Raw genomic sequence first — 25,391 nt, 5'->3', positions numbered from 1 at the left:
TATGGTTATCGGCATCACGTGTTACCCGGTGGCCGGAGGGTCCGGCATCGTGGCCACCGAGCTCGGGCAGCAGTTGGCGCTGCGCGGGCACCAGGTCCACTTCATCTCCTACGCCATCCCCTTCCGGCTCGACCGGTACCAGACGAACGTGCTGTACCACGGGGTGGAGACGACCGCCTATCCGCTGTTCAAGTCGCCGCCCTATACGCTCACGCTGGCGGCGAAGATGGCGGAGGTGACACGGAGTTTCGGCGTGGACGTGCTCCACATGCACTACGCCATCCCGCACGCGGCCTCGGCCTACCTGGCCCGGCAGATGCTCCTGGCGGGGGGCGGGCGGGCGCCCAAGGTGATCACGACGCTCCACGGCACGGACATCACGTTGGTCGGCGCCGACCCGTCGTTCTTCGACATCACCCGGTTTTCGATCATGACCTCGGACGGCGTGACGGCGGTGTCGCGCTACCTGGCGGCCGAGACCGAGGAGGTGTTCAAGCTCGGCAAGGAGATCAGGGTGATTCACAACTTCGTCGACCAGAAGCGGTTCAAGCCGACGACGGGGGACTGCGCACGGTCGGAGTTTGCCCGGCCGGAAGAGTTTCTCGTGTGCCACGTCTCCAATTTCCGTCCGGTGAAACGGACCCTCGACGTGATCGACATTTTCGCCAAGATCACGGCCGAGCTGCCGGCCAAGCTCGTGCTGATCGGCGAGGGGCCCGACACGATCCTCGCGCGCCGCCAGATTACCAAGCGGGACCTCGGGGCGAAAGTGATTTTCCTGGGAAACCAGAGCCGGGTCGAGGCGGTGCTGCCCTGCTGCGATCTGTTCCTGATCCCCTCGGAGGAGGAGTCGTTCGGGCTGGCCGCGCTGGAGGCATTGGCCTGTGGCGTGCCGGTGATCGGCACCTCCGGGACCGGCCTGGCCGAGGTGGTGGATGATTACCGCAACGGGTTCCTGCTGCCGGTCGGGGATACGACCTCGATGGCGCGGGCGGCGGTGTCGCTCCTGCGCCACCCCGAACGGCTGGCCGAGTTCCGCAAGGCCGCGATCGAGAGCGCGACGGTCAAGTTCGGCGCGGAGCGGATTGTCGGCGAATACGAACGCTACTACGAGGAGGTGCTCCGTGGCTGAGGCGGGGCGGCTGGAGGTGCTGGCGATCGCGGCCCACCCGGACGACGCCGAGATCACCTGCGGCGGGACGCTGCTGAAGCTGGCTGCGCTGGGGCGGGCGACCGGGGTGCTCGACCTGGCGCGGGGGGAGGCCGGGACCTACGGGACCGAGGCGGACCGGGACGCGGAAGCATCCGCGGCCGGGCGCGTGCTCGGGCTGGCGTGGCGGGAGAACGCGGGGATGCCGGACGCGGCGATTGAATACACTCAGGCCAACAAGCTGGTCATTGCCCAGTACATCCGGGACCACCGTCCCGAACTGGTCATTCTCCCCCACTGGGAACAGCGGCACCCGGACCACCTGGCGGCCAGCCGGCTCGGCTACGACGCCTGTTTTCTGGCCGGGTTGACAAAGATCGACCTCGCCGGGAAACCGCATCGGCCGCGGAAAATCATCTATGCCTCCTATTTCCGGAACCGCGAGTTCTCCTTTCTCGTCGACATCTCCGCGCACTTCGAGAAGAAGTGCGAGGCGGTGGGGGCCTACCGTTCCCAGTTTTCGGACAACAACATCGCCCGGAATATCTTCCACCCGGGCGTGACCGTGTTCGACCTCATGCGCGACCGCGGGGCGAATCTCGGCCACATGGCGGGGGTGAGGTACGCGGAGGCGTTCACAATCAAGGAAGCGATCCTGGTCGACGATCCCCAGACGATGCCGGTGCGGTCGATCTAGGCGCCGGGCGGGCGCGGATGGTGCTTGACGGCCGGGGCGGCCGCGATGTATCGTACCGCCATGCCCGAAACGGAGAAGGTCGGTCAGGCTGCGGTGACGGCGACGGAGGCGGAGAATCTCCGCGCCGGGCTGCGCGTAACCTGGGTCGGGGTGCTGGTGAGCGGCGCCCTGGTGGCGTTCCAGGTTTTCGCCGGAATCATCGCCAATTCCCAAGCGCTCATTGCCGACGCCACCCACTCGCTGTCGGACCTGTTCGGCAATGTCGTCGTCCTGTTCGGGCTGCGGTGGGGGCGCAAGGTCGAGGATGTCGACCACCACTACGGCCACGGGCGGATCGAGACGATGTCCGGCATGGTGGTGGGGCTGCTGCTCATTGCGGTCGCGATCGGGATTGTCTGGAATGCGCTCGCCACGATCTACCATCACGAGGTGTCGCGGCCGGGGGCGCTGGCGCTCTGGGCGGCGGTGGCCGGGATCGTGTCCAAAGAAGCGCTCTACTGGTGGACGCTGGCGGTCGGCAAGCGGCTCAAGAGCATGGCGATCATCGCCAACGCCTGGCATCACCGGAGCGACGCGCTGAGTTCGGTGGCGGTCCTGATCGGGATCTCGGCCTCCTACCTGAATCCCGCGTGGCATCTCGCCGACGCGATCGCGGCCCTCGCGGTCACCTATTTCATCGGGCGGGTCGGGGGGAAACTCACCTGGGCGGCTTTCCGCGAGCTCTCCGACGCGGCACCCGACCGGGAGATCCTGCTGGAAATCGCGGAGCGGACGCGCGCCACCGCCGGGGTGCGGCAGGTGCACGACCTCCGGGCGCGGCAGTCGGGGGCGCAGATCTTTGTCGAACTCCACATCGTCGTCGACCCGACGATCAGCGTGCGCGACGGCCACACGATCGCCCGCCAGGTCAAGCGGATGATCCTGCGGGATTTTGTCGATGTCACGCGCGTGATCATCCACGTCGATCCGGAGCTGAAAGAGGATCTGGGGGCGATGCTGTCTTAGGGCGGCGCCGGGGCATAGGGGGAGCGGCCTACAACTCCACCTGCTCCGGGGAAACCTGGCCGCTGTCGCGGATCGCTTGGAGCAGGCGCCGGGCCTCGGCGGTGCTCAGGCCGACGCCGAAGCGCACGGGTCTCAGATTGTAATCGAACAGGATCATCCCCTGCTCGCCGCGCCAGCGGAGCGGGTTCCGGCGGTGCCGCACGTTGGCGATGCGGAGACCAGCGGTGTCGACGCGGAAGCGGTGGGCGTTGGCCAGCCGGTAGCGGCGGGCAAAGCCCAGGGGGATGGGGCGGTGGGTGATGGTCAGCGCGCCGCGGCCGAGGGAGATGATCTCGCGGCCGACGGCGAAGCGGGTGTAGGCCCACAGCACCGGCAGACCGGCGGCGAGCCAGGCGACATGGACGATCGGCGGGCCGAGCGGGCGGAAACGGACGATGAGCGAGGCGACCGCGAACGCGGCCCCCAGCGCCCAGATGACCAACAGTGCGGTGAGGTGGAGGCGCGCTCCCTCTGACGTGGCCAGGGCGACCGAGATGCGCAGGCGCGTACGGCCCTGCTCGACGCGCGCTCTCGCCGCACCCTCATGATCCGGATTCTCGACTGCCATGCCGGCCTGTCTTCCGACCTCCCTGAAATTTGGCGGAAGGGGTGGGAATCGAACCCACCGGGGACAGTACGACTGCCCCCCACACGGCTTTGAAGGCCGGGACCGCCACCAGACAGCATCCGCTTCCGGGGGCATGATACGCTTGCGGGGGTGAAAAAACAAGGGGCGAGCCGGGCGCGGCCGGGGGGCGCGCGCTGCCGCCGGCGCCCGCCCGCGGTTCGCGGCGCCGGGAGAAGCGGATGCCCCGCAGCGAATTATGATTGACTCGGGGACGCCGGCGCGCCACTCTTACCCTATGGCCGAGCTCAAACTCGATTCGCCGCTGCAATTCGTCAAGGGCGTCGGACCCCGCAAAGCCGAGGTGCTCGCCCAGCACGGTCTGACCACGGTGCGGGATCTCCTGTCCTACCTGCCGCGCAGCTACCTCGACCGCACCAGCATCACGGCGATCAAAGACGTCAAGGTCGATCAACCGGCGACCGTGGTCGGCCAGGTGAAGGCTCACGGGATGCTGCACGGGAAGCGCCGGCGCTACGAGGTGATCCTGCAGGACGAGACGGGGGCGCTGCCGCTGGTGTTTTTCCAGGGGCTGCGCTACTGGGAGCGGCTCTTCAAGAAGGGGCAGTGGTTCGCCGCCACCGGGACGGTCGGCTACTTCCAGGGTTACCAGATGGTGCACCCGGATCTCGAGCGGCTGGAGGACGAGGGGGACCAGATGATCCACGCGGGGCGGATTGTCCCGGTGTACCCGCAGACGACCGAATTGATCCGGGCGGGGCTGGGGAGCAAGGGGATTCGGCGGCTGACCACTTTCGTGCTCGCCAACCTGGCCGAGCGGATCGACGATCCGGTGCCGAGCGAGGAGACGGCGCGCTGCGGCCTGCCGGCGCGGCATGAGGCGATCGCCAAGATCCACTATCCGGACCGCCGCGAGCAGATCGAAGCGTGCCGGCGGCGCATGGCTTTCGACGAACTCCTGGAGCTGCAGTACCTCGTCCTGCGGTGGCGACAGGAGAAGGTGAAGGCGGTCAAGGAGCACCGGTACGCGGCGCCGGGGGAGAAGCTGAAGAAGATCGGGGAGAGTCTTCCGTTTGCGCTCACGGCGGGGCAGAAGCAGGTGGTGCGGGAAATCTTCGCGGACCTGCAGGCGCCGCACCCGATGGCGCGGCTGTTGCAGGGGGATGTCGGGTGCGGGAAAACGGTGGTGGCGGTGCTGGCGGCCCTCTACGCCGCCGAGAACGGCCTTCAGACGGCGTTCATGGCGCCGACCGAAATTCTCGCCGCCCAGCACTATGGGAACTGGCGGGAGGCGCTGGAGAGTGTCGGGGTGCGGTCGGCATTGTTGACGGCCAGTCTGGCGCGGGCGCAGAAGGAGGCCATCGCGGCGGCCTGCGCGCGCGGAGAGATCGCCATTCTCTTCGGCACGCACGCGCTGATCTACGACTACGTGGAGTTCGACCGCCTGGGGCTGGTGATTATCGACGAACAGCACCGGTTCGGCGTCCGGCAGCGGGGGCGGCTGGCCAAGAAGGGGGACAACCCGGATCTCCTGGTGATGACCGCGACGCCGATCCCGCGCACGCTGGCGCTGACGCTCTACGGCGACCTCGAGATATCGTCGATCACCACCATGCCGCCGGGACGGAAGCCGGTGCGGACGGTGTGGCGGCACTACACGGTGCGCAGCCGGGTCTACCAGTTTGTGCGCGAGGAGATCGCCCGCGGCGGCCAGGCCTACATCATCTACCCGCTCGTGGAGAAGAGCGACCGGCTGGAGCTGGAGAACGTGGAGGATGCTTTCCGGGAGCTCTCGGAGAAGGAGTTCCGGGAGCTGCAGGTGGGCATGGTGCACGGGCGGATCAAGGCGAAGGAGCGGGATGAGATCCTCAGGCAGTTTCGGGACGGGCGGCTGCACATTTTGATGGCGACGACGGTGGTGGAGGTGGGGATCGACAACCAGCGGGCGACGCTCATGCTGATCGAGCACGCCGAGCGGTTTGGCCTCGCGCAACTCCACCAACTGCGGGGGCGGATCGGACGGGGGGCGCAGACGGCGACGCTGGTGGCCCTGGCCCACCCGCCGCTGTCGGACATGGCCCGCCGCCGGCTGGACTATTTCGCGCAGACGACCGACGGATTCAAGATCGCTGAGGCCGATCTGGAATTGCGGGGTCCGGGGGAGATTTTCGGCCTGCGCCAGTCGGGGCTGCCGGAATTACGGGCCACCCGCCTTACCTCGGACACCGACCTTCTCGAGGCGGCGCGCATGCTGGTCGGGCGGCTGCTCCACGAGGCAAACCGCCTTGACAGCCGGCATCAACATCTGTATACCTACCTTCAGGCTCGCACCGCCGGCCGGGAACTGACGCCGGCCGGGGGATAACCGAGGCGGCGGGCCTGACCGGAGGTGACTATGGCCGAAGACACGACCACGCCCGACCCGCTGTTTGTCCAACTGGTCTTGTCGCTCCAGATGGGGGCTTGGCAGCAACTGGGGAAAATCGCCTCGCCGGTCAGCGGCCAGGTTGACCGGGATCTGGCGATGGCGAAAGTGAGCATCGACCTGCTCGGCATGATTCAAGCCAAGACGGCCGGGAATCTGAATCCGGAAGAGAAGCGGATGCTCGATCACGTTTTGTATGAACTTCGGCTGAATTATGTCGATGAGCTGAAAAAAGGGGAGACTCGGCCGGACGCGGGAACCGGGAGCGCCGATGATGCCGGCCGAAAGCCCGAGGACCAGCCGGGCGGGGAGACGGCGGGGTCCGGGAAGTCGGATTGAGGCAAGGAATTGTGGTCCGGCGGGGGCGGCGCAGAGACAACGCCCCGCCGAGGGTGTATAATAAGGAGAGAGACGGCGGGGCGGAATCCGCGACCCCGGACGTGGCTGTTTCTCCTTGATTTTCAAGGATTTTGCGAGTATATTCCGGTGGTGAGATCAACCCAACGAGCGGTGCCGCGGGCGCAGGTGTCTACGGCCGAGATGCGCAGCGCATTCGGGCCGGAACTCGAATTTGACAAACCAATGGCGCCGTTGACGAGTTTCCGCACGGGCGGGACAGCGGCGTGGTTTTTGCCGGTGCGCTCGGCGGAAGCCGCCGCCGGGGCGGTGCAGCAGGCCCGCCGGATGGGTCTGGAGTTTTTTCTGCTGGGCGGAGGATCTAACCTGCTGGTGGCGGACCGGGGCTATGGCGGTCTGATCATTAAAATGGATGTGCGAGGGCTGGCGCGGGTCGATGAGGCGACGATCGAGTGCGGGGCGGGGGAGGATTTGACGGCGCTCGTGACGTATGCGCAGGAGAACGGTCTGGCCGGGCTCGAATTCGCCGCCGGCATCTGGGGCACCGTCGGGGGAGCCATCTACGGCAACGCCGGCGCCTACGGCGGCGAGATCGGCGAAGTTGTCACGGCCGTGACGCTGGTGGACCGCGAGGGGAAGGTCATGACGGTGGACCGCGCCTATTGCGGGTTCGGCTACCGGGACTCGGCGCTCAAGCGCTCGCATGAGATTGTCGTCAGCGCGCGCTTCCGTCTGCAGCCCGGCGATCCGGCGGAGATCGGCCGGAGGGTGCGCGAGATTTTGGCCTCGCGGGCGCAGAAACACCCCGACCGTCTGACGGCGGGTTGTTTTTTCAAGAATATTCCCGATCCCAGGGAGCCCTACGGGAAACTCCCGGCGGGGCGGCTGCTCGAAGAAGCGGGGGCCAAGGGGCTGGCGGTCGGGGGGGCGCGGGTGTTCGAGCGCCATGCGAATATTATCGTGAACGCCGGCGGGGCCACGGCGGCCGACATTGCAGCGCTCGCGGCGCTCATGAAGGAGAAGGTCCGGGAGCGGTTCGGGATCGAACTGCAGGAAGAAGTGATCAGGCTGGGTGAATTCTGAGGGAAAGGAGGACGATTTATCGAGTAGTGACTAACGACTGAAGTATCATTCTGGCACCAGAGTGGTTGTGAAAGCGTTCTCTGCATGGCGCCGTCTGTACGCGCCGTTGATTTTCTGCCTCGCGCTGCCGGCGGCCGGTTCCGCATGGGCCGCATCGGGACTGGCGTGGCGGCTCGAGACCCCGCCCTCGTGGGTTTCGACCTACCAACTGCCGCCGGACCGCAAGTCCGTTGCCCTCGCCGATCCCATCTATCCCCGCCTCTCGTTCGACCTGGAACGCAAGACGGCCAACACCGAATCGTTCTACGAAGAGAAGACTCTCCGCTTTCAGCAGAGCTACTATCGCCGGGGGTCAGAGCAGAAGTCGCTCACGCCGGTGGCAGTGGATGCGCTTTCCTACAATGCCTTCCGCCGGGAGCAGCTGGTGCACGAGCGCCGGGACGAGATCGCCAAGCGGCAGATGGAGCAGGCGCGCGCCAACCGGGGACAGGGAGGGCTGGGGGTCAAGATCAACCTGCCCAAGCGGCTCGACCGGATCTTCGGCGAGGGCGGGGCCGGCCTGCGCGTGAGCGGCTACCGGCGCATCTCGTTTGCCGGACGGTCGCAGTGGACGGACGCCAAGGGGGTGTCGATCAAGCAGAGCAAGTTCCCCTCGCTCAACATGGAGCAGCAGTACCAGTTCGATATTACGGGGACGATCGGCTCGAAAATCACGGTCAAAGTGTCCCAGGACAGCCACACCGAACTCCCGCTGTCCAACAACATCATGATCCGCTACAAGGGGGATGAGGACGACGTTCTCAAGACGATCGAGGCGGGGAACACCAACCTGAGCCTGCCCAACACCCAGTTTGTCGGCTACTCCTCGCAGATCCGCGGCCTGTTCGGTGTCAAAGCCGAGGCCCAGGTCGGGCGGCTGTACCTGACGGGGATTGCGTCGCAGGAGAAGGGCTCCTCGGAGCGGACGACGGTGACGCCGACGGGGGAGGAGAGCGCCCAGATCATCCGCGACTCCGAATACGCGCAGCGGCGCATCTTCGACATCGGCCTGCCCGGCGAATTCCAGCCGGGAGACGAAATCACGCGCCTGCTGGTGTACCGGAAGCTGGAGACATGGCAGAAGGAGCGGCCGGCGAACGCCGCCTACGCGACGCTCGAGGTGTTCCCCGACAGCACCTCGGCGAGCGCGCGTTACTCGACCGAGCGGGTGGATCTCACGGCCATCGACGCCGGCGTGATCCCGGTCGAGGACGACGAGTTCGAGTGGTTCAGCAAGCCGGATTCGAACCGGCACTACCTGGTGTTTTTGCAGCAGCCGCGCGACCTGTCGATCGGCGTGTACCTCGAGGTCAAGCGGGCGGGCGGGGCGGTCGACACGATCGGGTCCAACACCGACGGGACGTTCGAGAATCCGAAGCGGCTGAAACTGCTGTTCAACGAGAACTCGATGCCGTCGTTCAAAACCTGGGGGCTCATGTGGCGGAACTGCTACGCGCTGCCCATGGGCACGAATATCGACGACATCGACGTCAAGATCTACAAGGGTCTGGCGGCGACCGAGAACACCTCGACGCCCAAGGACTACCAGGAGACGCCCGCGGGGACCCAGAGCTACATCGAAATCCTCGGGCTCGACCAGTACAGCCGCTCGAATCAGTTGAAGCAGCCGGACGGGAAGATCGACGATCGGCCGGAGGTGTTCCGGGCGTACGACTGGGGTCTGCTCATTTTCCCGCACCGGGAACCCTTCAACAGCGACACGACCTTCACCGACGCGCAGGGGAGCACCACGCAGCCGCTGGACCTCAAGGTCCCGAACCTCTACTACTACGACGGCGACATCCAGCGGACCAACGCGAGCCAGTATTTTCTGAAGCTGTTCACGAAGTCGCGGAGCAGCGAGATCCGGCTGGGGCGGGCGAACATCATCGAAGGGTCGGAGCGCATCACGGCCAACGGCGTGCAGCTCGTGCGGGGGGAGGACTACCGGATCGACTATGACTTCGGGCGGGTGACGCTCATCTCGGAGCAGGCGCGCGACCCGAACGCCGACGTCGCCATCGACTTCGAGTACGCCCCGTTTTTGTCGGTGCAGAAGAAGACGCTGCTGGGTTTCCGGGCGGAGTACGAGGTGAGCCGGGATCTCAAGATCGGATCGACGGTGCTGTACAAGTCGGACAAGGCGCGCGACCGCAAGCCGCGGGTGGGGGAGGAGACGGCGAAGTCGTACGTGTTCGACGCCGACGCGACCTGGTCGCTGCGGCCGAACTTCCTCACCCGGCTGGCCGACGCGCTGCCGATCGTGCAGACCGAGTCCCCCTCCAACCTCCGCCTGCAGGCCGAGGTTGCGCAGTCGCGGCCGAATCCGAACGTGGACGGCGAGGCGTACGTGGACGACTTCGAGGCCAGCGCGGAGCAGATGACGCTGGGGACAGCGCGGACGCAGTGGACGCTGTCGTCGGCGCCGGCGCACCCGTTCACCGGGGAGGGGGAGCGCGGGCGGCTGCTGTGGCACAATCCCGACCGCCTCCTGCGTTTCGACCAGGTCTACAACCGGGAGACGGCGGCCGGCGAGTCGACGTTCCGGAGCCTGCGGCTCATTTTCCGGCCCAACGTCGTCGACAGCGTCTGGGCGGAGGAGCCGGACACCGGGCAGACGGTCTGGACCCCGCCGGATACCTCGAAGGATCTGACGTACGACTCCTGGGCGGGCATCATGCGCTATTTCGCCAACCGGGTGGACAACGACCGGGTGCAGGTGTTCGAGATCCGGGCGCGCGGCCGGTCCGGGCGCATGCACGTCGAGTTCGGCCGCATCAGCGAGGATGTCGACGGCGACGGGAAGGCGTACACGGAGGATCGGCCGCCCACGGGGGAATTCCTGCCGGAGGAAGACATCGGGCTGGACGGTTTGCCCGACGAGCTGGAACCGCACTACCACCCGCTGTTCAATCCCGATCCCAACCGTGACAACTGGTTTCTGGAGGATGAGGGGGAGTGTCCGCTGCCCACCTGCAGCGGGCTGGACTGGAACAACGACTCGCTCCGGTACGAGTGGCTGAACGGCACGGAGGGGAACCGGGTCGAGCTGGAGAACCTGAATCGGCCGGACGCGGAGATTCTCGGCGATGTGAGCGGGCTGGAAAAGCAGAACGGCTACTTCTCGTACGTGATCGATTTCTCGGCGCCCGCGGACACGGCCCTCGACACGACCAAGACGAAGTATTTCCGGGACCTCTCGTCGTACAAGGTGAGCGCGGACGAGAGCGAGGGGGGCGGGATCAACCCCCCCTGGTATACCTACCGCATCCCGATCCGGGATCCCGAGTTTCTCGACCGGATCGTGATCGACGAGGACGGCGATTCGGCGGCGCTGGCGCCGGCGTGGACGGGCGAGCGCATCCGGCACGTGCGCATCTGGTTTGAGCAGATGCCGGGCCAGACGTGGACCGACACGGTGGAAATCGCCGACTGGTATTTCGTCCAGTCCTACTGGCGGGACACGGTGATCTACGGGGCGGAGGAGACGGGCAGCCAGCTGGTGGCGGCGACCATCAGCGAGGAGGACGGGCGCTTCCGGCCGCCGCCGGGCGTGGAGCCGTACACCGATCCCACCACCAACGTGACCGAGCCGCAGCGGGGGATGATGCTGGAGTTCAGCAACCTCGATTCGCGGGACACGCTCGAGGTGCGCAAGAGCGTGCTCCAGGTGGACAAGTACGCGGGCTACCGCCGCCTGCGCATGTATGTCTACGGCCGGCTCCAGGACCCGGGCGACTACAACAACGTGCTGTTCTTCTTCCGGGTGGGACGCGATTCCCTGAACTACTACGAGCAGCGCCGTGTGCTCCGCGAGGGCTGGGATCCGGAAAACTTCGTCGACATCGACTTCAACGAAATCACGGCCATCAAGGACGCCGCGCAGCGCGGGCGCGAGCCACAGGAGTGGGCGGCCGTCGACACGGTGACGCCCGACGGGCGGCAGCGGATCAGGGGGGATCCGAGTCTCAACGAGGTCAAGTACTTCGTGGCCGGCATCGTCAACAGCGACCCGAGCCGGCTGCCCTCGGGCGAAATCTGGCTGGACGAGCTGCGCGTGAGCGACGTGCGCAAGGACGTGGGAACGGCGGTGCGGTTCGCCGCCAACGGCAACGTCGCCGACCTCGGCTCGTACTCCTTCACCTACCAGACGCAGGATCCGTATTTCCGGGGGCTGTCGAGTTCGACGCGGGGCGGGTCGGACCAGAACCTCGGGAGCGGGAGTTCGGACACGCGGGTCATGTATTCGTTTTCGCTGAACGCCGACCAGTTTGTGCCGCGGTCGTGGAACGCGCGCCTTCCGGTGACCTACTCGTATTCGAAATCCACCCAGCTGCCCCTTCTGCGCACGGGGTCGGACATCGTGCTGCCGGAGGAGGTGCGGCGGCAGGAGCAGGTGGTGTCGGAATCGCAAATGATCTCGGTGTCGGGGCAGGTGAACAAGGCAGGCCGCAATCCGCTGTTCACCCTGCTGCTCAACCGCCTCCAGGGGACCTCGTTCTCGTACCGGCGGTCGCTGCAGCAGTCGCCGCGCGTGCCGTACGGTCTGACCGAAGGCTACAGCGTCCGCTCGGGGTTCGACTTCGGTCTGAAAAAACCGCTCGCCGTGGCTCCGCTCCGGTGGACCGAGTCGGTGCCGATTGTGAAGCGGCTGGCGGGGACGGCGGTGGGTCTGTACCCGAGCCGGTGGACCCTCAGCGGCGGTTTCGACCGGACCCTGACGATCACCGACGACATCGAGGGGAAGCGGCGGACCTCGTTCCAGCGGTCGCTGGACGCCAAGATGGATTTCGCCTACGAGCTGCTCCAGAATCTGGACCTGTCGTTCCGGGCGAACACGCGCCGCGACCTGAGCGATCCCAAGGACGTCAACCTGTCGCTGAGCCACCTGCGCCTGGGGCGGGAAACGCACTTCGATCAGCAGGCGACGGCGAAGTACACGCCGGCGCTGGTGTCGTGGCTGAGCACCGATTTCGGGTTCAGCGGCTCGTACGCGGACGACCTCGAACGGTCATCGGGGGCGCGGCGGTCGACCATGAGCAGCAGCTGGAATCTGACGGGCCGCTTCGACCACATGCGCTTCCTCGGCGGCAAGGGCGGGGAGGACGAGCGCCGCTACCGCGGGAAGGGCGGGATCAGCGGCGGGCGGTCGGACCGCGGGAGCAAGACGGAAGGGGAGGTGAAGGCGGGGAGGCCGTTCTACGATCCGCCGCTGGCGGTGCTCCGTTTCCTCACCGGCTGGATCGACGCGCCATCGTACAACTACAGCGAGACGTTCCGCTATGCCCTGCCGGGGTCGGTGGAACGGCCGGGGCTGAAGTACCGGCTGGGTCTGAGCCGGACGCCGGGGGTGGCGCAGACGGCCGGGTCGACAAACCCGAGCGCGAGCGAGGGGGTGTCGTATGATTTCGGATCGGGATTCACGCTCCTCGGGGGGCTGCAGACGACGGTGAAGTACCGCCAGGGGATCACGCGCGACCTGGTGAAGAAGGGAGACCTGTACGAGGACATATCGACGTCGTGGCCGGATCTGACGATTCAGATCAGGCCGTTCACAACGCTGCCTTTGATCAAGAAGCCGGTAAACAAGTTCATCGACATCTTTTCCCCGCGCACCTCGTACAGCCGGTCAACCCGGGAGCGGCGGGACCTGGGCGGGGACTTTGTCATCTCGCGCTCGACGAGCACCTCGCAGAGCCCGCTGCTGTCGCTCAATTTCAAGCTGTTCAAGGCGCTCTCGCTGACCACGTCGTACTCGCTGTCGAACGAGGAGTCGGACGAGTACAACCGCACCACGGGCGCCTACACCGGGGGCTCCGAGGCGATCCGCAAGACGATCGGCGGCTCGGCGCAGTATTCGTTCGCCGCTCCGAGCGGGATCAGCCTGCCGCTCTTTGGCAAAGTCAAGTTCCGCTCCACCGTCAACATTTCGCTGGACATCAAATTCAACAACAGCGTCAACCGGACGTTCGACGCCAAAGGGAACGTCAACAACATCACCGAGAACGACGAGATGGAAATCCGCCCCGACATCTCCTACACCTTCTCCCAGCAGATCAAGGGGGGCCTGAGCATGCGGTGGCGGGATTCAAACGTGAGCAACCAGAAGACGCACCTGCGGGAGGTCCAGATCTGGATGGAGATCCGCTTCTAGAGCGGCGGCCGGCTACGGGAGACGGTCCTTGCGCAGGGTCAGATGGATGTCCAGGTGTCCGGGTGTCATCTCGCGGCAGGCGACGCCGGCCATGGCGAAGATCCGGCGCGCGGCGATGAAGACGGGCTGGTCGCGGTACTTGTCCGCCAGGTAGACAACTTCCCGGATGCCCACCTGCACGATCAATTTGGCGCACTCGTTGCAGGGGAAGAGGGAGACGTAGAGCGTGGCGCCGTCCAGCTCCCCTTTGTGGGAGGCGTTGGTGATGGCGTTCATCTCGGCGTGGCAGACGTACGCGTACTTGGTGTCCAGGAAGTCCCCCTCGCGCCCCCAGGGCAACTCGTCGTCGGAGCAGCCGACGGGGAAGCCGTTGTAGCCGATCCCGATGATGTGCTTGCGGCGGTTGACGATGCAGGCCCCCACCTGGGTGCTGGGATCCTTGCTGCGGAGGGCCGAGAGCTGCGCCACCGCCATGAAGTACTCTTCCCAATTGATATAATCGGTGCGTTTGCCGGTCATGGCGGCAATTATAGGGGACGGGGGGCGTTTGGGCAAGGTGTTTCGGCCGGCCGGGCCGGGCTGTGCGGGGGGCGGAAGTTCTTGTTGCGCGGCCGGGAAAGTGGCCTATATTGGTTATTAAGATCAACATAATCACCTATTGTCCGGAGAGGTCTGTCCCCCAGGAGGGCGGAAATGAGCAGCGAGTACCTGGTCCTGATTCTGGGCGCGGTGATTCTCGTCGTTCTGGTCGCCGGTCTGTCGGTCAATGTCGCCGTGGCACTGCTCAGACGCCGGCGGGCCCGGCGGGGAACCGGCCGAGGCTCGGTCGGCCGGGGGGGCGCGGCGCGCAGCTAGAACGTGACGCCGAGGCCGGTGATCCAGGCCCAGCCGCGGCCGCTTATCGCCAGCGGCAGGGTGGAGGCGCCGATCTCGTCGGCGTCGACCGTGTCAAAATCGGTGCGCTGGTAGACGGCGCGCCCGGTGACGAAGAGCCGGCGGTTGATCTCCACCAGCAGGCCCGGACCGACATTGTATCCCATGCCTTCGAAGCGCGAGGCGCAGTGGAAGCCGGTGGAGTCGCTGCAGTAGCCCTCGTCCACCGACAGCCACTCCAGACCGACGCCGACGGTGAGGAAGGTGCGCACCGGGCCGAGGGCGGGGGAATAGAGGCGGGCATCGGCGCCGAGGCCGCGCCACGCCGCGTCGCTGCGGCGCTCATGGCACTGCACGGTGTGGCCGGTCTGCCGGTAGCCGAGTTCCACCCCCAAGAGGCCGGTCCGGACGCCGAGGGCCAGCCCCACGCCGCGGCCGGAGCTGGCGTCCGGCACGGCAAACGACCCCTTCACCGAGGAGACAACGTACCCGCCGGAAAAATCCCCCTCCAGCGACCGGTCGGAGAACGTGACGCAGACGTAGCGCACAGCCGGAGAAGACGCTCGCGGGGCGTCCGGTTCGGCCTGAATCAGGGATGTGGCGAGCAGAGCGGACAGCGCAAGCCATCCAACGACGGCGGGACAGAGCCGGCGGTTCATCGATCGTCCTCCTTCCGCGAAGCACGCCGTGCGGCGGCGCCGGGAGCGGCCTCAGCGGGATCTGGATTCTGTATCGGACACTCTGCGTGAACGCTCGGCCTCAGGGCGAGTCCGGATCGGGTGATGCGTATGCTCTGTGCGGAACCTGAACAACCCCGGCGATTAGCCGGACTGGTTGATCCGGAACTCTACCTTCAATATAGCCCTTCCTTGTATTTTGGCAATCTCAATTCTATACGGGCCGAGAGCGCGTTGTGTCAAGCGTCTTGCGCAATTTCTTCTGAGGGCCTATCCATGAGGTTGGGGTCTAAGATATAGGCTATCAGGTCATAGACAATCCGCTCGGCGCTTCGGAGGTTGTTAGGCGAGCGCATTGGCTTGAGTCGGCGTCGGAACTCCACAATCTGCCGTTCGATCGGGTTGGTGGATTTGGGCGTCCGGTGGCGTTCCGACGGGTACTCCAGGCAGGTGAAGCAAGCGGCAATGCCGGCCGACCGTTCACTTCACGAGCATCATTTTCCTCGTTGCCGTGAAACTCCCTCCCATAAGGCGGTAGAGGTAAACGCCGCTGGCCTCGCCGGCGGCATCCCACGTGACCGCATGGATACCCGGGTCGAGTTCCTTATCGATCAGAGTCGTGACCAACTGGCCGAGGTTGTTAAAAACATCGACCCGGACACGGGATTGTTCAGGAAGCGAGAAGGTTATGGTTGTAGTAGCATTAAACGGGTTTGGGAAGTTCTGCGACAAGGTCGGCTCGCCTGGGATCGTCGCTTGGGCTTCCTCGTCCGCCTTGGTGATGTTGCCGAGGCAAACGTCCTGCCAACCGGTGTGTACGCTCTTTCTCAAGGTTTTCGAACTGTCACCTTCGACGTCAAATGCCATAATCTCGATGCCGTAGGTCGTATTCTTCCGGTTCGGGCATATCTCCAGCCGGGGCGAGTCGGTGTAATACTCGGTCCGGACATAGTAGCCTCGGGTGCGAGTGACGCGGTAGTAATCAATGGGGAGCCGTTGGTTGGCCGGGGGCTCCCACTCGATGATGATTTTATTGGAGGGACACGATCCGGACGGCGGGTCGTCGGGGCCCGGGCCGGGTTTGCCGAGGCCCGGGTACGTCTCCGAGGGTACCGGTCCGCCACACTCGCCGGGAGTCTGATAGACATACGGGTCGAAGTAATCCGGGTGCCGGGGCTGGGTTTTGAAAGTAACGATGTCCGTGAACGTAGTGGGACGGCCGGCACGGCAAGCTCCGACCCGATAGCTGTATACCTCGCTTCCAGTGTAGGTCGAATCCCAGTAAGTCACGTAGGGTCCCTCTTGCGGGCCGAGGCTGTCGACCCGTTCCCAGACGCCGGTAGTCGCGGGCTTGCGTTCAATGATATATCCGGCCTCATGGAGGTTGGGATCGGAGAAGTAGACTTCGACGACCTGTTTGAACGGATCCCAGTGCATGCCGGCATCGAAATAATCCGGCGGTATGACACCCGGCCTCCCTGCGAGGGTAATCTGGAAATTAACGTCCGGGTTTCCAGTACACACCTCCTCATTGCACGGGTACCATTGATTGATCGTTTGGCCGAGAATGTTGAATTTGACAAAATAGGCGTATGTCTCGATGTCGCAACCGGAGGTAGTCAGAGTGCCGGGAACGACCCTTCCATGCGGAAACATCGGATTCGGGTTCTCGGCACTCCACCCTTGTGCTCCCCGGTGGCGTATGAGAACTGCCGGCAACTGATCAAAGTAATATTCGGGAAAGTCAAAGTGGTGCACGAGACGCCATGTTTCGACGAAATAGACTCCGGACGCCAGACTCTGCCCCGGCGACCCCTCGTTAACAAAGTAGTGTTCGTGCTGACCTTGGACCATGTTCCTTGAGAAGCTGGTAGCGTTCAAACGAAAGAAGTCATTATGAGCAATGAAGCGGAGGGCGGAGTCAGCCTTGATATTGCCCCAACCATTCTGGGCATCCCAGCCCACATCGCCGCGGTCTTTTGCCATGAGTTCGATGATCTGTTCGATCTCGTCGGCCGTGAGATCCGGCCTATATGACTTCAGGAGGGAGGCAACTCCTGTCGCGATAGGTGCGGCCATCGAGGTTCCGGTTTTTGGCCCGTATGTGTCGTTCAGTTCGGTACTGTAAATGTCTTCGCCCAAGGTGGTGACATCCAACCCAGCGCCGTAATTGGAAAAGGAAGAGAGCTCGCCGGCGATAGTGCAGGACCCAATACCCATCACCGTACGGTAGTCGGAGGGGCGGTGCGCGTCGGTACTTGCATCATTTCCCTTGGATGCCACTAAAAGCACATCGGCCGCCCAGGCGTTGTATGAGGCTGCTGCCATCGCGTTGCCGAAAAAGATGCTCTTGAACGTCTCGCTCCAGAAATTATCGGTATACCCAAAGGACATGTTCAAGACGTCCGCATTGTGATCTCGTAACCAGTTTATACACTGGGCAGCATGATCATCGCGGAATACCACACCCTCAAATACGCCAAGAATGCTGAAGTGCTCGGCGGCTCGGGCCAAGTAGAGCGGCGAACACCAGTTAACCCCGGCGACGCCGATGCCATTGTCGGTGGCGGCGCCCGCTATCCCCGCTACATGGGTGCCGTGATCTTCATCCGGCAGAACCGGCCAGGCATCCGCGCCGCCGCTGGACGCTCGGTACGTTTCAACAATCCTTGAATCCAGGTCCACATGGTTGAGGTCAAAGCCATTATCGATTATGCCGATCTTAACCGTCGGGCTGCCGGTCGTGTATTCCCACGCGAGAGGGATCATGGGATGCCCGCCGCCGGCCCAGTGGGTATCAAAGTGGTTTTGCGCCCAGAAAAGCGGATCGTTAGGAACAACCTCATCGGCCACAAAGTACTGTGCCTGTCCCACGATCTGAAAACTGCTGTCGCCGGCCCACGCTGCCCGCAGGTCCTCCCACCAAACCGAATCGTTAAACTCGATGCGGTAGTACCTGGCGAGGTTAATCAGTCGCACCGTTGTGCCGTCGCGGTTCGTCTTCACGGTATCGCCAGGGTTGAAATCGGGAAATACCTGTTCGACGGAGACGGCGCCGAACGACGTGAGCAAACCCGAGACATCTTCTGATGTACTCAACTGAGAGCCGCTTCCGCTACCCTGGCGAAGGGGAAAGATCCCCTCTTCCGCGACTACATATACCGCATTCGGGAAGTAGCCATCCTGAGCATACGCAGGAACAACCCCGCCTGCCAGGACAAGACAAACTACCACAACCAGAGTTCGTTGCATGGGACCTCCCCTTACCAATCTGATTGAAATGACCGTTTAGTACGTCAGTTGTTTGGGGTTTCCCCCATCGGGATCAATCAGAAAGAGATGGTAGCGATTGTCGGCGCCGGGACGCAATACAGACAAGCGGTTCCCCGTCCGCGAGTACTGGGGCGATATGCCGGTGCTGAATCGGCGGGCACCAGACCCGTCGGGATGAACCTTGTAGAGATTTCCGTAATACCCCCTCCGGGTGATGTTGCCGATGACGATGTCCGATCCGTCTGGTGACCAATCCAAGTGAGCCTGGAAAGCGGGGGCAAACACAACCCGCTCGGAGTCTGAATCCAGTTCCAGGACCCGCACCTCATTATCTCGCCAGTATGAGAGAAACCTCCCGTCGGGCGACAGGTTGGGAAACGACCCCCCGATGATATGAGTGGTATCACCGGTCGCCAGATCCATGCGATAGATCGACGTCGCCCAACCGTTGGCCACGCCTGCATCCTCGTAGTAGAGATACTGACCTGATGGGTCCACCTCAAGAAAGCGAGCATCAAGGCAGTCGCACAGTCGGGTCAGGGATTGCGTGTTGAGGTTGAACCGCCAGAGCTTGAAGTCCAGGCTCATGACCACCAACTCCGAGTCACCCGGCAGCCACACCGCCATCACGGCATTGCCCAACACCGGCCGCCGGTTCTCGCCCGTCGTGTCGATGATGAACACGTGACGGGCAAACATCGAGTCAACTATACCCCGGCTGGTATAGGCGATTTTATCCCCCGACCATGACCAGCGAGGCTCAAAATCCCACGTCTCGACGATCGGATCGGACGGACGAAACGGCCCGTCGCAGGACATCATGAAAACGACCGCCAACGCAACGACCCACTTCACCTTGACCTCCGTAAGCCATCCACACTGTGTGGACCTCTCACATCCGCCTACTCCACAGGCGGAACGGCGCCGACATACGCTACCATTGCTCTCCAATTTCGATTCCCGTGCTCAGGAGGTGAATTGGGAGCCGAGAGTTCCCCTCTCCTGAGCGCTTACCAATGCTACTCCGAAGATGCAGCCCACGATGTCATGACACGTTGATCCGTACCGTCGTCACTCATGAGCCATATCTCACCTCCTTCCACCGTCGGTTTCGAATACGCAAGGCTGCTGCCATCCGGGGACTCGGTGCATGAGAACTCCTCCCCTTACCAATCTGATTGAAATGACCGACTAGAACGTCAGTTGCTTGGGGTTTCCCCCATCGGGATCAATCAGAAAGAGATGGTAGCGATTGTCGGCGCCGGGACGCAATACAGACAAGCGGTTCCCGGTGCGCGAGTACTGGGGCGACAGACCGGTGCTGAATCGGCGGGCACCAGTTCCATCGGGGCGTACCTTATAGAGCTTGCCCCAGAACTCCTTGAGGTTGATACTTCCAATCACTATCTCACTGCCATCGGGTGACCAGTCCATTTCGGCATCCGCTACTGGGGCAAACACGACCCACTCAGAATCGGAAGCCATGTCAAAGCAACGGACCCGGTCATGCCGATAGAACAGCAGTTGCCGGCCGTCAGGCGAGAGGACAGGAAACGATCCCCCGATGATATGAGTGGTGTCACCGGTCGCCAGATCCATGCGATAGATCGACGTCGCCCAACCGTTGGCCACGCCTGCATCCTCGTAGTAGAGGTAGCCTCGATCAGGGTCGATATCGGGGAAACGGCTAAAAGCGTGGTCGACCAGCAGTTGCAGCGAACTCGTGTTCAGATCAAGTACGTAGAGTTTGAAGTCTGCGCCCATGATGACCAGCTGCGTGTCGCCGGGCAGGAAGACGCCGTCGATCGCCCCCGCGACCACAGGATGCCGATTCTCGCCCGTCGTGTCAATGATGAACAGCAAGTAGTCGGGGATCGAATCGGGCAGCCCCGGTGAGGCGTAGACGATCTTGTCGCCCGCCCACGACCAGTGGGGGGGAAGATCCCAGGACTCCGGGTAGATCTCCGGATCAGGACCGATGACGGGATCGTTACAGGCCACTGCCGACGCCAGTATCATCGCCGGAACCCATGAGAGCATCGACTTGACAAACTCAAGCACACTGACCTCCAATCATTCGAAGTTTAGTCTCCGATCACTTCCGCCGCAAGACGAATGCGCCACAGTTTTTGCCGGGTCGCGTCAGTTACGACCCTCACTCGCACTCGGTCCGATTGGTCCTGTTTTGCCGGCCCAGTCGTACGGCCACGGTTACCGACCGTTGACTGTCAGGACAAAGCCGGGCGTTGTATTGGGTGGTGCGGGATGTCCGGCCGAGGGAGCCTGCGCCCGCCTAATTCTACCTCCCGCACCGTGGACGGTTGTCAGTGCACAGGTGTCGCCCAAGACGAAACGATACGTTGATCCGTACCGTCGTCACTCATGAGCCATATCTCACCTCCTTCCACCGTCGGTTTCGAATACGCAAGGCTGCTGCCATCCGGAGACCACGACGGATACTGAGCACCTTCACCCATGATTCTCAGCAGGTTCTTGCCCTCGACCATCAATCCCCAGATCGCTCCGGTTACCGCGCCGAGGAGTCCCGGACCAGCAGGAAGTCTACCTCGTACTTAAACTTGTCAGGTACGAGGTTGACCAGCTGTGTGTCCGATACATACCCGTTCTTTTCGCAAAGCAACTGCGTTTCCCCGAAGCTCTCGGGGTATATCCGATATCTCCCGCTCGAATCAGAAGTTGCCGAAGACACCGGTAGCGCCGTGCCGAGTAGAAAAACAGCCGCACCGGCGATCGGGTCAGTGGTCGCGGAATCGGAGACGGTGCCGGTAATCTCGTCCCGCGACCACAGATCCGGATCAACGTTACCCTTACCTCCACCGAAGACTCCCAGTGACAGGAAGACCGGCAAGATACCGCCGAGCAACGTGTGACTTCTACGCATCCGGAATCCCGTGTGAGGCTCCTGTGAGCAACTACCCTCAAATTCATATATACTGTGTCTGTGCGCCTGTCAAGGACAATTTCGGTAGTGGGTCAGTTTGAATAAGAACACGATAGAATCGATCGGCTATGCCCCATCCGCTCCTACTTCCCGCACCCGATTCGTGCCTCGACCTCCCCGTTCATCGCCATCTCCAACGTCCCCTTCACCGATGGCTTCACTTCCCCCTGAATCAACTCCCACATGTTCGTGACACCCAGCCACCGACAGAATAGACTTTTCTCTGAGAAGTCCACTTCTCGCATGGGCATGTCCTCAGTAACTTCCAGGTTTTCATGGACATGCCCTCTTCTTCATTACCTTCCATAGAAATTACACAAGAGAAGTTAGGCTACTCGAGAGCGGCAAGCCGGCCAATAAAAGGGGCAGGCTTACCGAGCCTGCCCCGTAGTTTGCTCTGCCGACAAAGCGGAACAAATGGCCCGGGAGTGCGCTAACCCTTGTCCCGCCCGGCATCAGGCTTCGGCCCCGATGGTCCGCCGAGATTTTCCATCGCTTTGCGGAAAGCCTCAATCGACGCCGCCCCGGTTTGCTTCGGTCCGGAATTCCAATCGAGAAAGCTCTTGAAGGAGGTCAGCAGGTCGATCGGCACCGGGAAGATGAGCGTGGAGTTGCGCTCGGCCGAGACCTCGACGAGGGTCGAAAGGAAACGGAGTTGCATGGCGCCCGGGGCGGCGCCGATCACGGTAGCGGCATCGGCCAGTTTCTGCGCAGCCTGGAACTCGCCCTCGGCGTGAATGACTTTCGAGCGCCGCTCGCGCTCGGCCTCGGCCTGGCGGGCGATGGCGCGCGTCATCTCGGGCGGGAGGTCGACATTCTTGACCTCCACCACGCTCACCTTGACGCCCCACGGCTCGGTCTGCTCGTCGATGATGTGCTGCAGCTGGGCGTTGATCTTGTCGCGGTTGGCCAGCAGCTCGTCGAGTTCGAACTGGCCGAGGACCGAGCGGAGGGTCGTCTGCGCAATCTGCGAGGTGGCCTCGAAGAAGTTGGCGACGCTGACGATGGCCTTGTTCGGGTCGACGACGGCGAAGTAGACGACGGCGTTCACTTTCACCGAGACGTTGTCGTTGGTGATGACGTCCTGGGAAGGAATGTCATAGGTGATGACGCGCAGGTCGACGCGCACCATTTTGTCGACGATGGGGATGAGGATGATCAGACCGGGGCCCTTGGCGCCGATGAGGCGGCCGAGCCGGAAAATGACGCCCCGTTCGTACTCCTTGAGCACCTTGATCATGTTGAACAGCAGGATCAAGGCGAAAAAGATAACGACGGCCAGAATGGGAAACGTGGTCATACAACTCACCTCTGTCCTTCGAGTTTCTTCACGTGCAGAGTTAGTCCGTCGGTGCGGACGATGGTCACTTTATCGCCAACTTCGAGCGTGCCCTCCGACACGGCCCGCCACAGAGCGCCGTCGACATACACCATGCCCGCGGCGCGGACGGTCGCGGTCTTCCCGATCAGGCCCTCCTCGCCGACGAACACCTGCCGACGGTGGGCCTTGTAGACGAGATAGCCGACGACGAGGACGACGGCGGCGACGCACACGGCTGCGGTGATCAGGACGGACAGCGAGATGCGCAGCGTCGGATCGACGGTATCGTAGAGCATGAGTCCTCCGATGAAAAAGGCGATCAGGCCGCCCAGGGTGAGGACGCCGTAGGACACCACTTTGATTTCGAGGATAAAGAGGATGATCGCCAGGATGATCAGGGCGAGGCCGGCGTAGTTGACGTCGAGCGTCTGGAAGGCATAGAGTGAGAGGATGAGGCAGATGGCGCCGACCACGCCGGGGAGGATCGCCCCCGGGTTGTACAGCTCGATGACCAGCCCGAGCGAGCCGAGGGAGAAGAGGATGAGGGCGACGTTCGGATCGGTGATGATCTGGAGGAGGCGGTAGACGAAGGAGGTCGTGATCTCCTCGACGCGGGCGTCGGTGAGAAACAGGGTGTCGACGGCATCGGGCAGGGCGACAATGCGGAGGTTGATCCGGGCGAGCAGATCGTCGAGATCGTCGGCGCGGAGGTCGACGACGTTGAGTTCGAGGGCCTCGCGGTCGTCGACGGAGACCGACTGGCGGACGGCCTGTTCAGCCCACTCGACATTGCGGCCGCGCTCTTTGGCGGCGGCCTTGATCTGGGCGACCGCGTCGTTGGTGATTTTCTCGTTCATGATCGAGTCGACGGCGCCGCTGCCGACGGGATGGGCGGCGCCGATGTTGGTCGAGGGGGCCATGGCGGCGATGTGGGCGGCGTAGGTGATGTAGACGCCGGCCGACCCGGCCCGCGCCCCGCGCGGCGCGATGTACACGGCCACCGGGACCCGCGAGTTCATGATCGCTTTGGAGATCGTCCAGGTGGACTGGGTGAAGCCGCCGGGGGTGTCGAGCTCGATCACCAGCAGCTCGGCGCCCTTCTCCTCGGCCTGCGCCACCGCCTCCTCGACGCGGTCGCTCGCGACGGCGCCGATCGGTCCCTCGAGGACCATGACGTACACCAGCGGCGGGCGGCCCTCAGCCGACGACTGCGACCGGAGGACCGAGTCCGGGATCATCGCGTAGGGCGGAACGGAGCTGTGGATCTCCCGGAGGGCCTTGCGCGCCTCGGGCGGCACGAGGACGGAGTCCTCGCCGGCCCCCAGCGGGGGGCGATCCTCCTGCTGCGCCAACGAATTTGACAAGAGCAGGGCCGAGGCCAGCATCCACACTGCGGCAATGAGAACCAACCTGAGTCTCATGGCTTAAATATGCTCCTGCTGAGAATCTGTGTCAATCTAAAGAAAGTACGGGCGGGAGCGGGTATTATTCAATGGAATCGGTCGGGGCAAGGCGGGCGAGGGCGCCGGCGGCCGAGGGGCGGGGACGATTCGTGTCCGTCTTCGGCGGCGGGCGGTGCGCCCCTACTTGGCGCGCAGGGCCGACAGCACGCTCAGGCGGGAGGCGCGCACAGCCGGGAGAAACCCGCCCACCACCCCCATGAGTGCGGCAAAGACGAGCGCGCCGGCAATGATTCCGGGGGAGGTCTCGAAGGAGAAGGCCAGCTCGGCGAAGGTGTCCCAATTGGTCGTGGACACCTGGGCGAAGCGGAGCAAAGCGGCGGCCGTGACGCCCAGCCCGCCGCCGACGAGGGCCATCAGCACCGACTCGGCGAGGAAGGCGCTGAGGATGGCGAACCGGCCGAAGCCGAGAGTGCGGAGGGTGCCGATCTCGCGGGTGCGGCCGGCGACCGAGCCGTACATGGTGATCATGGCGCCCACGATCGCCCCGACGGAGAAGATGACGGAGATGACCAGGCCGAGGATGTTGATGTAGGTGGCGGTGAAGCTCGACTGGTCGGCGTAGTACTGCTTTTCGCGGCGCACGTCGACAGCGAGGCGGGGGTCGTTCTCGAGGCGCGCTTTCATACCCGAAAACCGGTCGGGGGATTTCAGGCGCACGGTCACGGACGAGTAGATGGGGCGTTCGAACGCCGCCGCGAGTTGATCGTAGTCGCCCCAGAGCTCGGACTCGAAGCCGGAGTTGTTGTCTTCGAAGATGCCGACGACGGTCCAGTCGCGGGAGGCGAAGCGGACTTTTTCGCCAAGGCCGGCATTTTGGAAGCCGGCGGCGACTTTGGCCCCGGCGATGATCTCGGAGCGGCCGGGGCGCCAGAGGCGGCCGGCGACGAGCGAGATGTCGGGGCGCAGGAGGAGAGCCTCCGGCGCCACGCCGCGGACGGGCACGTTGCTCGTCTCGTCGGAGGACCGTTTGGTCTTGGTGATGAGCACGAGCAGTTCGCCGCTGGCGCGGGGGCGGCCCTCGGGGGTGAGCGCGACGGCCGGGTCGGCCTTGATGATGTTGCCCTCGCGGCGGTAGACGATCGAGGTGATCTCGGTCTGGGCGGCCTTCCGGATGACGACCGCGTTGTTGTCGTCGCCCGTGTCGACCAGCGTCCGGCGCAGCCCGTGGGAGAGCATGAGCACGGCGCAGAAGACGAAGACGACGAGGGCGACGCCGAAGATGGTCAGGGCCGAGGTGAGACGGCGGGTGAAGACGTTGCGCCACGAATATGCCAACAGCAGCCGCAT

General features: G+C 63.9%; 20 protein-coding genes and 1 tRNA gene. 8 read left to right on the top strand and 13 right to left on the bottom strand.

Annotated elements, in window-relative coordinates:
• Window position 1 precedes the first annotated feature (1 nt).
• The 3 genes from bshA to KA261_02145 are packed head-to-tail and all read left to right on the top strand — an operon-like array spanning window position 2 to window position 2,852.
• A complete protein-coding gene (gene bshA / locus KA261_02155; protein ID MBP7696587.1) occupies window positions 2-1,132 on the top strand; it encodes an N-acetyl-alpha-D-glucosaminyl L-malate synthase BshA in 1,131 nt (376 codons plus the stop codon).
• Complete coding sequence (gene bshB1, locus KA261_02150) at window positions 1,125-1,847, top strand: bacillithiol biosynthesis deacetylase BshB1 (protein ID MBP7696586.1); 723 nt, start codon at window positions 1,125-1,127, stop codon at window positions 1,845-1,847. The genes bshA and bshB1 overlap by 8 nt, the downstream gene beginning before the upstream one ends.
• Before the next feature lie 45 nt (window positions 1,848-1,892).
• Window positions 1,893-2,852 carry a cation transporter gene (locus KA261_02145; protein ID MBP7696585.1) on the top strand — a complete coding sequence of 320 codons (960 nt, stop codon included), beginning with the start codon at window positions 1,893-1,895 and terminating at the stop codon, window positions 2,850-2,852.
• A gap of 28 nt (window positions 2,853-2,880) precedes the next feature.
• Here the strand turns inward: KA261_02145 and KA261_02140 are convergent, their stop codons facing one another.
• Together KA261_02140 and KA261_02135 are read right to left on the bottom strand one after the other, a co-directional pair.
• Entirely contained in the window at window positions 2,881-3,459 is a 579-nt protein-coding gene (locus KA261_02140; GenBank protein MBP7696584.1) for a hypothetical protein, read from the bottom strand.
• 30 nt (window positions 3,460-3,489) lie between these two features.
• Window positions 3,490-3,586 (bottom strand) — tRNA-Sec (locus tag KA261_02135).
• Between the two features lie 168 nt (window positions 3,587-3,754).
• Between KA261_02135 and recG the strand changes: the two genes are divergently transcribed.
• The 4 genes from recG to sprA all read left to right on the top strand — a co-directional run bounded on the left by recG (window position 3,755) and on the right by sprA (window position 13,535).
• Complete coding sequence (recG, locus tag KA261_02130; GenBank protein MBP7696583.1) at window positions 3,755-5,842, top strand: ATP-dependent DNA helicase RecG; 2,088 nt, start codon at window positions 3,755-3,757, stop codon at window positions 5,840-5,842.
• A 30-nt stretch (window positions 5,843-5,872) separates the two neighbouring features.
• Complete coding sequence (locus KA261_02125; GenBank protein MBP7696582.1) at window positions 5,873-6,241, top strand: DUF1844 domain-containing protein; 369 nt, start codon at window positions 5,873-5,875, stop codon at window positions 6,239-6,241.
• A 243-nt stretch (window positions 6,242-6,484) separates the two neighbouring features.
• Window positions 6,485-7,342 (top strand): UDP-N-acetylmuramate dehydrogenase, encoded by an 858-nt coding sequence (gene murB, locus KA261_02120; GenBank protein MBP7696581.1) that lies wholly within the window; start codon window positions 6,485-6,487, stop codon window positions 7,340-7,342.
• 67 nt (window positions 7,343-7,409) lie between these two features.
• A complete protein-coding gene (gene sprA, locus KA261_02115; protein ID MBP7696580.1) occupies window positions 7,410-13,535 on the top strand; it encodes a cell surface protein SprA in 6,126 nt (2,041 codons plus the stop codon).
• 12 nt (window positions 13,536-13,547) lie between these two features.
• Here sprA and KA261_02110 read toward each other — a convergent pair whose 3' ends face one another.
• Window positions 13,548-14,054: a dCMP deaminase family protein gene (locus KA261_02110; GenBank protein ID MBP7696579.1), complete on the bottom strand. Its 507-nt coding sequence runs from the start codon at window positions 14,052-14,054 to the stop codon at window positions 13,548-13,550.
• A 174-nt stretch (window positions 14,055-14,228) separates the two neighbouring features.
• Between KA261_02110 and KA261_02105 the strand changes: the two genes are divergently transcribed.
• On the top strand, window positions 14,229-14,390 hold the full coding sequence (locus KA261_02105) for a hypothetical protein (protein MBP7696578.1): 162 nt from the start codon (window positions 14,229-14,231) through the stop codon (window positions 14,388-14,390).
• Here KA261_02105 and KA261_02100 read toward each other — a convergent pair.
• The 10 genes from KA261_02100 to KA261_02055 all read right to left on the bottom strand — a co-directional run bounded on the left by KA261_02100 (window position 14,387) and on the right by KA261_02055 (window position 25,391).
• Window positions 14,387-15,067: a hypothetical protein gene (locus tag KA261_02100; protein ID MBP7696577.1), complete on the bottom strand. Its 681-nt coding sequence runs from the start codon at window positions 15,065-15,067 to the stop codon at window positions 14,387-14,389. The genes KA261_02105 and KA261_02100 overlap by 4 nt on opposite strands.
• 257 nt (window positions 15,068-15,324) lie before the next feature.
• Window positions 15,325-15,552 carry a transposase gene (locus tag KA261_02095; GenBank protein MBP7696576.1) on the bottom strand — a complete coding sequence of 76 codons (228 nt, stop codon included), beginning with the start codon at window positions 15,550-15,552 and terminating at the stop codon, window positions 15,325-15,327.
• Window positions 15,553-15,565: 13 nt separating this feature from the next.
• Window positions 15,566-18,337: a S8 family peptidase gene (locus KA261_02090; GenBank protein MBP7696575.1), complete on the bottom strand. Its 2,772-nt coding sequence runs from the start codon at window positions 18,335-18,337 to the stop codon at window positions 15,566-15,568.
• A gap of 36 nt (window positions 18,338-18,373) precedes the next feature.
• Window positions 18,374-19,213 carry a hypothetical protein gene (locus KA261_02085; protein MBP7696574.1) on the bottom strand — a complete coding sequence of 280 codons (840 nt, stop codon included), beginning with the start codon at window positions 19,211-19,213 and terminating at the stop codon, window positions 18,374-18,376.
• Window positions 19,214-19,549: 336 nt separating this feature from the next.
• Entirely contained in the window at window positions 19,550-20,419 is an 870-nt protein-coding gene (locus tag KA261_02080) for a hypothetical protein (GenBank protein MBP7696573.1), read from the bottom strand.
• Between the two features lie 263 nt (window positions 20,420-20,682).
• On the bottom strand, window positions 20,683-20,865 hold the full coding sequence (locus tag KA261_02075; protein MBP7696572.1) for a PD40 domain-containing protein: 183 nt from the start codon (window positions 20,863-20,865) through the stop codon (window positions 20,683-20,685).
• Window positions 20,866-20,885: 20 nt separating this feature from the next.
• Window positions 20,886-21,260: a carboxypeptidase regulatory-like domain-containing protein gene (locus KA261_02070; GenBank protein MBP7696571.1), complete on the bottom strand. Its 375-nt coding sequence runs from the start codon at window positions 21,258-21,260 to the stop codon at window positions 20,886-20,888.
• A 493-nt stretch (window positions 21,261-21,753) separates the two neighbouring features.
• Window positions 21,754-22,620, bottom strand: coding sequence for a slipin family protein (locus tag KA261_02065; GenBank protein ID MBP7696570.1), 867 nt, complete (start codon window positions 22,618-22,620; stop codon window positions 21,754-21,756).
• 5 nt (window positions 22,621-22,625) lie between these two features.
• Window positions 22,626-23,879 (bottom strand): nodulation protein NfeD, encoded by a 1,254-nt coding sequence (locus tag KA261_02060; GenBank protein MBP7696569.1) that lies wholly within the window; start codon window positions 23,877-23,879, stop codon window positions 22,626-22,628.
• A 345-nt stretch (window positions 23,880-24,224) separates the two neighbouring features.
• Complete coding sequence (locus KA261_02055; protein ID MBP7696568.1) at window positions 24,225-25,391, bottom strand: ABC transporter permease; 1,167 nt, start codon at window positions 25,389-25,391, stop codon at window positions 24,225-24,227.

This window comes from Candidatus Zixiibacteriota bacterium (assembly GCA_017999435.1).
Taxonomy (GTDB): Bacteria; Zixibacteria; MSB-5A5; order GN15; family FEB-12; genus JAGNLV01.
The sequence above is the reverse complement of the archived record's forward strand: the minus strand, read 5'-3'. Positions and strand labels throughout refer to the sequence as shown.

What these genes read in the sequence shown, in the direction of transcription:
- bshA (MBP7696587.1), top strand. Translation starts at nt 2, where the DNA reads ATGGTTATCGGCATCACGTGTTACCCGGTGGCCGGAGGGTCCGGCATC.
- KA261_02145 (MBP7696585.1), top strand. Translation starts at nt 1,893, where the DNA reads ATGTATCGTACCGCCATGCCCGAAACGGAGAAGGTCGGTCAGGCTGCG.
- KA261_02140 (MBP7696584.1), bottom strand. Translation starts at nt 3,459, where the DNA reads ATGGCAGTCGAGAATCCGGATCATGAGGGTGCGGCGAGAGCGCGCGTC.
- recG (MBP7696583.1), top strand. Translation starts at nt 3,755, where the DNA reads ATGGCCGAGCTCAAACTCGATTCGCCGCTGCAATTCGTCAAGGGCGTC.
- KA261_02125 (MBP7696582.1), top strand. Translation starts at nt 5,873, where the DNA reads ATGGCCGAAGACACGACCACGCCCGACCCGCTGTTTGTCCAACTGGTC.
- murB (MBP7696581.1), top strand. Translation starts at nt 6,485, where the DNA reads ATGGCGCCGTTGACGAGTTTCCGCACGGGCGGGACAGCGGCGTGGTTT.
- KA261_02110 (MBP7696579.1), bottom strand. Translation starts at nt 14,054, where the DNA reads ATGACCGGCAAACGCACCGATTATATCAATTGGGAAGAGTACTTCATG.
- KA261_02105 (MBP7696578.1), top strand. Translation starts at nt 14,229, where the DNA reads ATGAGCAGCGAGTACCTGGTCCTGATTCTGGGCGCGGTGATTCTCGTC.
- KA261_02100 (MBP7696577.1), bottom strand. Translation starts at nt 15,067, where the DNA reads ATGAACCGCCGGCTCTGTCCCGCCGTCGTTGGATGGCTTGCGCTGTCC.
- KA261_02090 (MBP7696575.1), bottom strand. Translation starts at nt 18,337, where the DNA reads ATGCAACGAACTCTGGTTGTGGTAGTTTGTCTTGTCCTGGCAGGCGGG.
- KA261_02075 (MBP7696572.1), bottom strand. Translation starts at nt 20,865, where the DNA reads ATGGTCGAGGGCAAGAACCTGCTGAGAATCATGGGTGAAGGTGCTCAG.
- KA261_02070 (MBP7696571.1), bottom strand. Translation starts at nt 21,260, where the DNA reads ATGCGTAGAAGTCACACGTTGCTCGGCGGTATCTTGCCGGTCTTCCTG.
- KA261_02065 (MBP7696570.1), bottom strand. Translation starts at nt 22,620, where the DNA reads ATGACCACGTTTCCCATTCTGGCCGTCGTTATCTTTTTCGCCTTGATC.
- KA261_02060 (MBP7696569.1), bottom strand. Translation starts at nt 23,879, where the DNA reads ATGATCCCGGACTCGGTCCTCCGGTCGCAGTCGTCGGCTGAGGGCCGC.
- KA261_02055 (MBP7696568.1), bottom strand. Translation starts at nt 25,391, where the DNA reads ATGCGGCTGCTGTTGGCATATTCGTGGCGCAACGTCTTCACCCGCCGT.